Annotated in this window: 9 protein-coding genes; 5 read left to right on the top strand and 4 right to left on the bottom strand. The window is 58.9% G+C overall.

Features of this window, described 5'->3' with window-relative positions; genetic code table 11:
* The 3 genes from ACW9H9_RS14985 to tal form a co-directional block, all read left to right on the top strand.
* Positions 1 to 301 (top strand): hypothetical protein (locus ACW9H9_RS14985; RefSeq protein WP_457343987.1); only part of this gene is annotated, 301 nt, incomplete at its 5' end.
* A gap of 147 nt (positions 302 to 448) precedes the next feature.
* Positions 449 to 1,435 carry a tRNA dihydrouridine(20/20a) synthase DusA gene (gene dusA / locus ACW9H9_RS14980; RefSeq protein WP_457343986.1) on the top strand — a complete coding sequence of 329 codons (987 nt, stop codon included), beginning with the start codon at positions 449 to 451 and terminating at the stop codon, positions 1,433 to 1,435.
* 197 nt (positions 1,436 to 1,632) lie between these two features.
* Positions 1,633 to 2,559, top strand: a complete 927-nt coding sequence (gene tal, locus ACW9H9_RS14975; RefSeq protein ID WP_457343985.1) for a transaldolase — start codon at positions 1,633 to 1,635, stop codon at positions 2,557 to 2,559.
* 70 nt (positions 2,560 to 2,629) lie between these two features.
* Here the strand turns inward: tal and rssC are convergent, their stop codons facing one another.
* From rssC to ACW9H9_RS14960, 3 genes are all read right to left on the bottom strand, one after another.
* Positions 2,630 to 3,112 carry an anti-sigma factor antagonist RssC gene (gene rssC, locus ACW9H9_RS14970; protein ID WP_003218919.1) on the bottom strand — a complete coding sequence of 161 codons (483 nt, stop codon included), beginning with the start codon at positions 3,110 to 3,112 and terminating at the stop codon, positions 2,630 to 2,632.
* Entirely contained in the window at positions 3,112 to 4,293 is a 1,182-nt protein-coding gene (gene rssB / locus ACW9H9_RS14965) for a two-component system response regulator RssB (protein ID WP_457343991.1), read from the bottom strand. The genes rssC and rssB overlap by 1 nt, the downstream gene beginning before the upstream one ends.
* A gap of 348 nt (positions 4,294 to 4,641) precedes the next feature.
* The gene (locus ACW9H9_RS14960; RefSeq protein ID WP_457343984.1) at positions 4,642 to 5,331 is read right to left on the bottom strand and encodes an MlaA family lipoprotein; all 690 of its coding nucleotides are present in this window, start codon (positions 5,329 to 5,331) and stop codon (positions 4,642 to 4,644) included.
* Positions 5,332 to 5,526: 195 nt separating this feature from the next.
* Between ACW9H9_RS14960 and ACW9H9_RS14955 the strand changes: the two genes are divergently transcribed.
* Positions 5,527 to 6,138, top strand: a complete 612-nt coding sequence (locus tag ACW9H9_RS14955) for an HAD family phosphatase (protein WP_457343983.1) — start codon at positions 5,527 to 5,529, stop codon at positions 6,136 to 6,138.
* 110 nt (positions 6,139 to 6,248) lie between these two features.
* Positions 6,249 to 6,515 (top strand): DUF4404 family protein, encoded by a 267-nt coding sequence (locus ACW9H9_RS14950; protein WP_457343982.1) that lies wholly within the window; start codon positions 6,249 to 6,251, stop codon positions 6,513 to 6,515.
* A gap of 49 nt (positions 6,516 to 6,564) precedes the next feature.
* On the opposite strand, the gene queF is transcribed toward ACW9H9_RS14950, so the two are convergent.
* Positions 6,565 to 7,395: an NADPH-dependent 7-cyano-7-deazaguanine reductase QueF gene (gene queF / locus ACW9H9_RS14945; RefSeq protein ID WP_457343981.1), complete on the bottom strand. Its 831-nt coding sequence runs from the start codon at positions 7,393 to 7,395 to the stop codon at positions 6,565 to 6,567.
* Positions 7,396 to 7,444: the final 49 nt, after the last annotated feature.

Below are 7,444 nucleotides of genomic sequence, written 5' to 3'. Positions count from 1 at the left end.
ATATGCACCTCTTACTCATGTTATGCCCGAACACAAAATTTCTGACACCCTCAAAGTGCCCCATGCACAGCCGCAAAGCTTTTTCATCACAGTAATATTTACCGTCACCCAATTTAAAAGACTTATTAGTCAAACGGGATATTTAACCCTTGCAAGTTCAAGAAGCCTTGATCGTGCTACTCTTCTTTGCGAATCCCTAAGCTCACGTGGCAACTTTTCACGGCAAGTAGAAAGTAGTCGACCATCAATGGATTTCGCCCCCTCCCTGTCGGGCAGAGTGCAAACGGATCAACTCATCTGAACCAAGATCATCCACGATAAGTCGGCCACTCGGTATATTTCCGCATACGCATCGTTACTCTTGGCAAAAACACTTAAATCAGGCCTCCCACACCGACTGCCCTTCCCTGATAAACTGCGCCATTCGTCTCCCTGACCTAGATTCCCTATGCGCCTAAACACTGCTCCGCTGTCCCGCCGCTTTTCCGTCGCCCCCATGATGGACTGGACCGACAGACACTGCAGATTCTTCCTGCGCCTGCTGTCAAAAAATGCCCTGCTCTACACCGAAATGGTCACCACCGGCGCGATCCTCCACGGCGACCACGAGCGTTTCCTGGGTCATGACGAGGCCGAGCACCCCTTGGCCCTGCAACTGGGGGGCAGTGTTCCCGCCGATCTGGCCGCCTGCGCAAACATGGCCCAGGCCGCAGGTTATGACGAGGTCAACCTCAATGTCGGCTGCCCGAGCGACCGGGTGCAGAACAACATGATCGGTGCGTGCCTGATGGCTCATCCGGCGCTGGTGGCCGATTGTGTGAAGGCGATGCGCGATGCGGTGTCGATTCCGGTCACGGTTAAACACCGCATCGGGATCAACGGCCGGGACAGCTACGCCCAACTGTGTGATTTTGTCGGTCAGGTGCAGGACGCGGGCTGTACCAGTTTCACCGTGCATGCGCGGATCGCGATTCTGGAAGGGTTGTCGCCCAAGGAGAACCGGGATATTCCGCCCCTGCGCTACGACGTGGTGGCGCAGTTGAAGCAGGACTTCCCGGCGCTGGAAATAGTGCTCAACGGCGGTATCAAGACGCTTGAACAGTGCGAGGAACACTTGCAGACCTTCGACGGCGTGATGCTGGGCCGCGAGGCTTATCACAACCCGTATTTGTTGGCGCAGGTGGATCAGCGCTTGTTTGGCAGCACAGCGCCGGTAATAGGCCGGGCCGAGGCGCTGGCGCAGTTGCGTCCCTATATTGCTGAACATTTGGCGACCGGGGGGGTGATGCATCACATTACCCGCCATGTGTTGGGGCTAGGCACCGGGTTTCCCGGAGCGCGCAGGTTTCGGCAGTTGTTGTCGGTGGATATTCACAAGGCCCAGGACCCGCTGGCACTGCTGGATCAGGCCGGGGCGCTTCTGGAGGGGCGCTGAGCGGCGCGCGGTGGGTGTGCCGCAGGTCATTGGCGTTGAACCTGTTCGACCATTTGGCCTCCTAGCTTGTAGCAAAGCCTGCCTTTCAAACGGCCGTTTTCAGGTTGTTGCCCTCGCAAACGATCGATCGCATTTGCGCCTTGAGCGGCTGTCAGCGCTCGGGTAATGTCACCGAACCCCTAGGACAGAGCACGCCCATGACTTCCAAGCTGGAACAACTCAAACAATTCACCACTGTGGTTGCCGACACTGGCGACTTTGAAGCTATCGCTCGCGTCAAGCCACAAGATGCCACCACCAACCCGTCCCTGCTGCTCAAGGCGGCGTCCATTCCCGCTTACGCCCGCCTGCTGGATGAGTGCGTGAAGGACTGCAACGGCGACGTAGGCCTGGCCAGTGACCGCTTTGCGGTAGCGGTCGGTCAAGAGATCCTGAAAGTGGTGCCGGGCCGTATTTCCACCGAAGTGGACGCCCGCCTGTCGTTCGACACCGATGCTGTACTCAAGCGTGCGCATCGTCTGATCGACCTGTACGAAAAAGCAGGCGTTGGCCGCGACCGTGTGCTGATCAAAATCGCGTCGACCTGGGAAGGCATCCGCGCCGCCGAGCAGCTGGAAAAAGAAGGCATCCAGACCAACCTGACTCTGCTGTTCTCCTTCGCCCAGGCCGTGGCCTGCGCCGAGGCCGGTGTGTTCCTGATCTCGCCGTTCGTGGGCCGTATCTACGACTGGTACAAAAAGGCCAACGGCAACGACTACACCGGCGCCGATGATCCGGGCGTGCAGTCGGTAACGCGCATCTACAACTATTACAAGGCCAACGGCTACAAGACGGTCGTGATGGGCGCAAGCTTCCGCAACCTGAGCCAGATCGAACAACTGGCGGGCTGCGATCGCCTTACCATCAGCCCCGACCTGCTGGAGAAGCTGGCAGCAGACAACGGCAAGCTGGAGCGCAAACTGTCGCCGGGCCATGCCGGTGAAGCACGTGTGCACCTGACGCAAGCGCAGTTCCGTTGGGAGTCCAACGAAGATGCGATGGCCACCGAGAAACTGGCTGAAGGCATTCGTCAGTTTGCCCGCGACCAGGAAAAGCTTGAAGCACTGTTGACTGCCAAGCTCTAACGCTGGCTACGACAAAAAGGGCGGTACCTGTGAGGGTACCGCCCTTTTTCACGCTTGCCGCTGGGTCAGGTCAATGCCGCTCCAGCGCATTCACCAGATCGTGGAACGCCTCGCGGTTGGAGTCGTTCAAGCCCATCAGGATCTTGTGGGCTTCCAGTACCTTGACCCGTACCACTTCCTCGGACTGGTCCTGGGACGGCAGGTCGGTCAGGCATTCCGGGCACGGGATCGGGCGGTCAACGATGTTGAACACCTGATCAAAGCCCATGGACTGCAAGAGCCGGGTAATGTCTTCGTGGGTGGTGACCACCGTTGGCAGCAGGCCGACCTTCTGCCGAGACAGAATGGACAACTTGGCCAACAGCCCCAGGGTGGTGCTATCGATGCTGCGGGTTTCGGTCAGATCAATCACGATGGCCGAGAAATTCAGGGCTGTGAAAATCCGCTCAATCGTCGCATCCAACGCCGAACATAACGTCAGGCGCACTTCACCGACAAACTTCAGGACAAAGGTCCCGTCTTGCTCGGCGAATTGGATTCTTCCGGTACTCATCAAAGATTCCTGCTCAACACCAATAGGGCGATATCATCCGGCATCTCCCCTAGCGTGGCCAATCCAAAAACCTGCCGCAGGCCATCCAGGCTGCCGCCCGCCGACTTGACCCGTTGGGGCAAGGCGGCTTCTTTCTCTTTGAGTGTAGGCTCTGGAAGAAGGTCCAGGATGCCGTCCGACATCAGCGTCAGGCTGAAGGTCGGCGGCAGTTCCAGGATATGGTCTTCATAGGTGGCCTCGTTGAACAGGCCCACCGGCAAACCACGCCCTTCCAGATAACGCACACTGTCTGGAGTGTACAAAACCGGCAATGGCAGGTGACCGCCAATGCTGTAGGTCAAAAGACCGGTTTGTTCATCGATCACGCCGCCGACCATCGTCACGTGCTTGCCCAGCTTGCAGCTGATCAGGCCTCGGTTGATGTGGCCCAGCACTTGCGAAGGGGTGAACTCCGGCAAGGTGCCATTGCGCTTGGATTCAAACAGCAACCGTGTGGTCATGAACTTCAGCAGCACGGTTACAAAGGCAGACGATGCACCATGGCCGGAAACGTCGGCCAGGTAGAACGCGACGCGACGTTCGTCCACACGAAAGTAGTCAACGAAATCCCCCGACAGGTACAGCGACGGGATGATCTGATGCGCGAACTGGAAGTCGTCGATGGTCCACGGGCTCTGCGGCAGCATGTTCATCTGCACCTGGCGACCGGCGGTCTGGTCTTCCTGGAGCAGGTTCAGGCTGGCTTCGAGTTCGCGGTTGGCGGTTTCCAGCTTCTCGCGATAGCGCTGGTTTTCGAGCAGCAGTCGCGAACGGTCCAACGCGCGGTGTACGGAATGCTCCAGCACCGCCAGGTCTTCCAGAGGCTTGATCAGGTAATCGGCGGCGCCCAGGCGCAAGGCTTCGACCGCGTCGCTCATCACGCCCGCGCCGGATACCACGATCACAGGGGTCTGCGGGGCAATGTCGGTGACCTGGCGGATCAGCTCAAGGCCACCCACCTGAGGCATGCGCAGGTCGCAAATGATCAGGTCGGGCTTTTCGCGCTCGAATACCTGAAGACCCTGAAGGCCATTGCCGGCCTGCAGGACGCTGAAGCCACTGTCTTCCAAATAGGCCGCGAGGCTTTCGCGCACTACTTCGTCGTCATCGATTATCAGCAGCGTGGCACTGGTTTTTTGCATGTGGGCAAACGGCGCCAGAATTAGGTTGGTGTAGGCAGCCTGGCTCGTAACCTGGCTCACACTACTGGATTCGCTTTCCAGCCTCTCTGTCCTACAACGTACCGGGATTTTACCCATGCACAACGGTAAAGCAGAGGTGCCCTTCTAAGGCGCAGACGGTACTCCCATCCGCCAGGGGTTTCAAGCTCATGGCGATGGTCGCAGGGCGTCTTTACCCGGCAAATCACCGGGAGTTATAAGAACCGGTAAAACCGCGACGTAAAGTAAGGATGTAAGCCCTTGGCAGGCCTGAAATTACACGCACGAAAAAGGCGACCGAGGTCGCCTTTCGCATTTGAAACGCTTTGTTTAAAAATCGTCTACGACCTTGCCATCCTTCACCTTGAACTCGCGGTTCTGCAGGTAAGCGTTACGGATGAACGTGTATTTGTCGCCACTGATGAGTTTTTCGGTCGACAGCAGGTTGGCACGGGTGTCAACGATGTTCAGGCCAAAGGTGCTGTTGCGCCAGTCGATATCGTTCATGTAGCGGTACGGCTGGGTGAAGCTGTCGACATAACGCGACGGCGCATCACGCACGGTGCTTGGGCCCAGCAACGGCAGCATCACATACGGGCCGCTGCCGACACCCCAGTAGCCCAGGGTCTGGCCGAAGTCTTCGTCATTGCGTTGCAGGCCCATTTTGGTGCCCACGTCAATCAAGCCCAGTACACCAAACGTGGTGTTTACCAGCAGACGCGCGGTGTCTACACCCGCGGCGTGCGGCTTGAGCTGCAGCACGTCGTTGGCGAAGTTGCCGACGTCACCGATGTTGCGAAAGAAGTTGTGCACGCCGTCCTGCACAAATTGCGGGGTGACAAACTGATAGCCCTGGGCCAGAGGCTTGAGCGCATAGGTATCAACGGTGTCGTTGAACGTGAAGATAGGACGGTTGACGCTTTCCCACGGATCGTCTTGCGAGGCCGCTTGGGCGGCGAAAGGCACCAGCAAGACGCTGGCACACACCGATAGCTGAGCGAGAAGATGGCTCCAGCGCATAGCTTTAGCTCCTTGAATGATCAGTCATGGGCGCTATGCCCTGAATAAGGTCGTCAGTATATGACGGAAGTATTAGATTAGGCAGCATTGCGGAATCGTCATTCAACAAATGTATAAAACTCCTACAAAAACAGCGGGTGTAACGTGCCTGTCATCCGCGCCCTATAGCGTCACTGCTATTTCAGGGACGTCGAAATGCACACCGCCGAAATTGTTGCCGCCAGCGCGCCGTCCTTGACTGCCGTCTTGTTCGGCCTGAGTGGCTGCCTCGTGGACTTCGGTTCCCAGGCGCGCGCCCTCCCCACCGCCACTAGCGATTCACACGCCACCCCGGGCGCCCTTGATATCCTGCGCCACCTGGCCGAGCAAAACGTTCCGTGTGCCTGGCTGGAAGAGTTGCCGCCACAGGTCAGCACCTCGCTCGCCGCCGCGCTCCCCCGCTCCGTCAAGGCCGCCTCGGCGCCCCCCGCCCGTTGGCCTGCACCCCATGCGTGCTGGCAAGCCCTGATGGACTTGAACATCGAACGCCTGGAAGGCTGCGTGCTGGTCAGCGGCGAGCCTCGCTTGCTGCAATCAGGTCTGAATGCCGGCTTGTGGACCATCGGGCTGGCCTCCTGCGGCTCGTTGTGCGGGCTTGCACCGGCGCAATGGCACGCACTCAGTGAGCAGGAGCGCGAGCATAAACGCGCCAAGGCGACGGTTGCGCTCTACGGGCTGGGCGTGCATTCGGTGATCGACCACCTGGGCGAGCTGCAAACCTGCCTGGCCGACATCAGCCTGCGCCAGCTCAAAGGCGAGAAGCCCTGATCGAGATCAGGCACGGCAAGCACTGTTGGATTAATCTACAGGTCAGTCCGTAGACCTTTCACGGCGTGCCGCGGTCTATGCCAGTGCCTATCGATAAAAGGAACAACGCTATGCCTGCCCGCGAACGACTGCAAGAACAGGTCAACCTCCTGCGCGAGCAATTGGAACAGGACCCGCCGCTGCCTCTTGAAAAACGTGAAGAGTTGCAGGCGCTGATTGCCGAGCTTGAAGTGCAGATCCCCTTGGAAGAAGCCCTCCAGAACCCCAGCCTCGCCGACGGTGTAAACCTGGCCGTGGAGCGCTTCGAGCTGGAACACCCAGGTATCGCCGGGACCTTGCGCAATATCGTGCAAACCCTGGGCAACATCGGGATCTGAGGTTTACAGCCCCTCGGCGGGGGCCGGTCTGCCGGCTCCCGCGTCCACGTTACTGACGGGCCAGGCGTACGTTCTGGAACGCCAGGTCGTGTGTGCTGCGGTACGGGTTGATGTCCAGCCCGCCCCGGCGCACATAACGTGCGTACACCGTCAGTTTTTCCGGCTTCAGCAAACGCTGCAAGTCCAGGAAGATGCGCTCCACGCATTGCTCGTGGAAGTCCGAGTGCTGACGAAAACTCACCAGATACGCCAGTAAACTCGCGTGGTCCAGTGCGGCGCCACGGTACTCCACCACCACGCTGCCCCAGTCTGGCTGGCTGGTTACCGGGCAGTTGGATTTGAGCAAATGGCTGTGCACGCTATCTTCCACGATGCGCGAGTCATCACAACGCAGCAGCTCGGGGCGCGGCTGCTCGTAGTTGCTGACACTGATATCCAGGTCGTCAATGCAGGTGCCCGGCAACGCGACCACGCCTTGCGCCTCGACCTCGGCCAGGCTGCGAATACGCACGCCGACCGGCTTGCCAGCCGCCGCACTCAGATCGGCGCGCAGGGTGGCTTCAAGGCTTTGCACGTCGGCAAACGGCGTTTGGTTCAACGAGTTGAGATACAGCTTGAACGACTTGGACTCGATAATGTTCGGCGAGTCAGCCGCGATACTGAACTCACCGATGGCCACCACGGGCTTGCCCGACGGCAGCAGCCAGGACAATTCGAAGCAGTTCCAGAAGTCCACGCCTTTATACGGCAAGGTTTCGGCGCTCAGCCCAAGCTCGGCCCATTTGGCCGCGCGAGGAATGGGAAACAACAACGAAGGGGTGTAGGTGCAAATGTACTCACTGGACTTGCCCAGCGGCGAATGTTCGGCTGCGGGATGCATGGCAAAAACCTGGCTAAATAAACCCGGCCAGTCTACCAGCCTTTACACC

It is taken from the genome of Pseudomonas sp. SDO5215_S409 (assembly GCF_054071325.1).
This window is presented reverse-complemented; position numbering and strand designations above follow the sequence as displayed.

Bases quoted from the DNA above. Each gene is read 5' to 3' on its own strand.
- dusA (WP_457343986.1), top strand. From the start codon at position 449: ATGCGCCTAAACACTGCTCCGCTGTCCCGCCGCTTTTCCGTCGCCCCC.
- tal (WP_457343985.1), top strand. From the start codon at position 1,633: ATGACTTCCAAGCTGGAACAACTCAAACAATTCACCACTGTGGTTGCC.
- rssC (WP_003218919.1), bottom strand. From the start codon at position 3,112: ATGAGTACCGGAAGAATCCAATTCGCCGAGCAAGACGGGACCTTTGTC.
- rssB (WP_457343991.1), bottom strand. From the start codon at position 4,293: ATGCAAAAAACCAGTGCCACGCTGCTGATAATCGATGACGACGAAGTA.
- ACW9H9_RS14960 (WP_457343984.1), bottom strand. From the start codon at position 5,331: ATGCGCTGGAGCCATCTTCTCGCTCAGCTATCGGTGTGTGCCAGCGTC.
- ACW9H9_RS14955 (WP_457343983.1), top strand. From the start codon at position 5,527: ATGCACACCGCCGAAATTGTTGCCGCCAGCGCGCCGTCCTTGACTGCC.
- ACW9H9_RS14950 (WP_457343982.1), top strand. From the start codon at position 6,249: ATGCCTGCCCGCGAACGACTGCAAGAACAGGTCAACCTCCTGCGCGAG.
- queF (WP_457343981.1), bottom strand. From the start codon at position 7,395: ATGCATCCCGCAGCCGAACATTCGCCGCTGGGCAAGTCCAGTGAGTAC.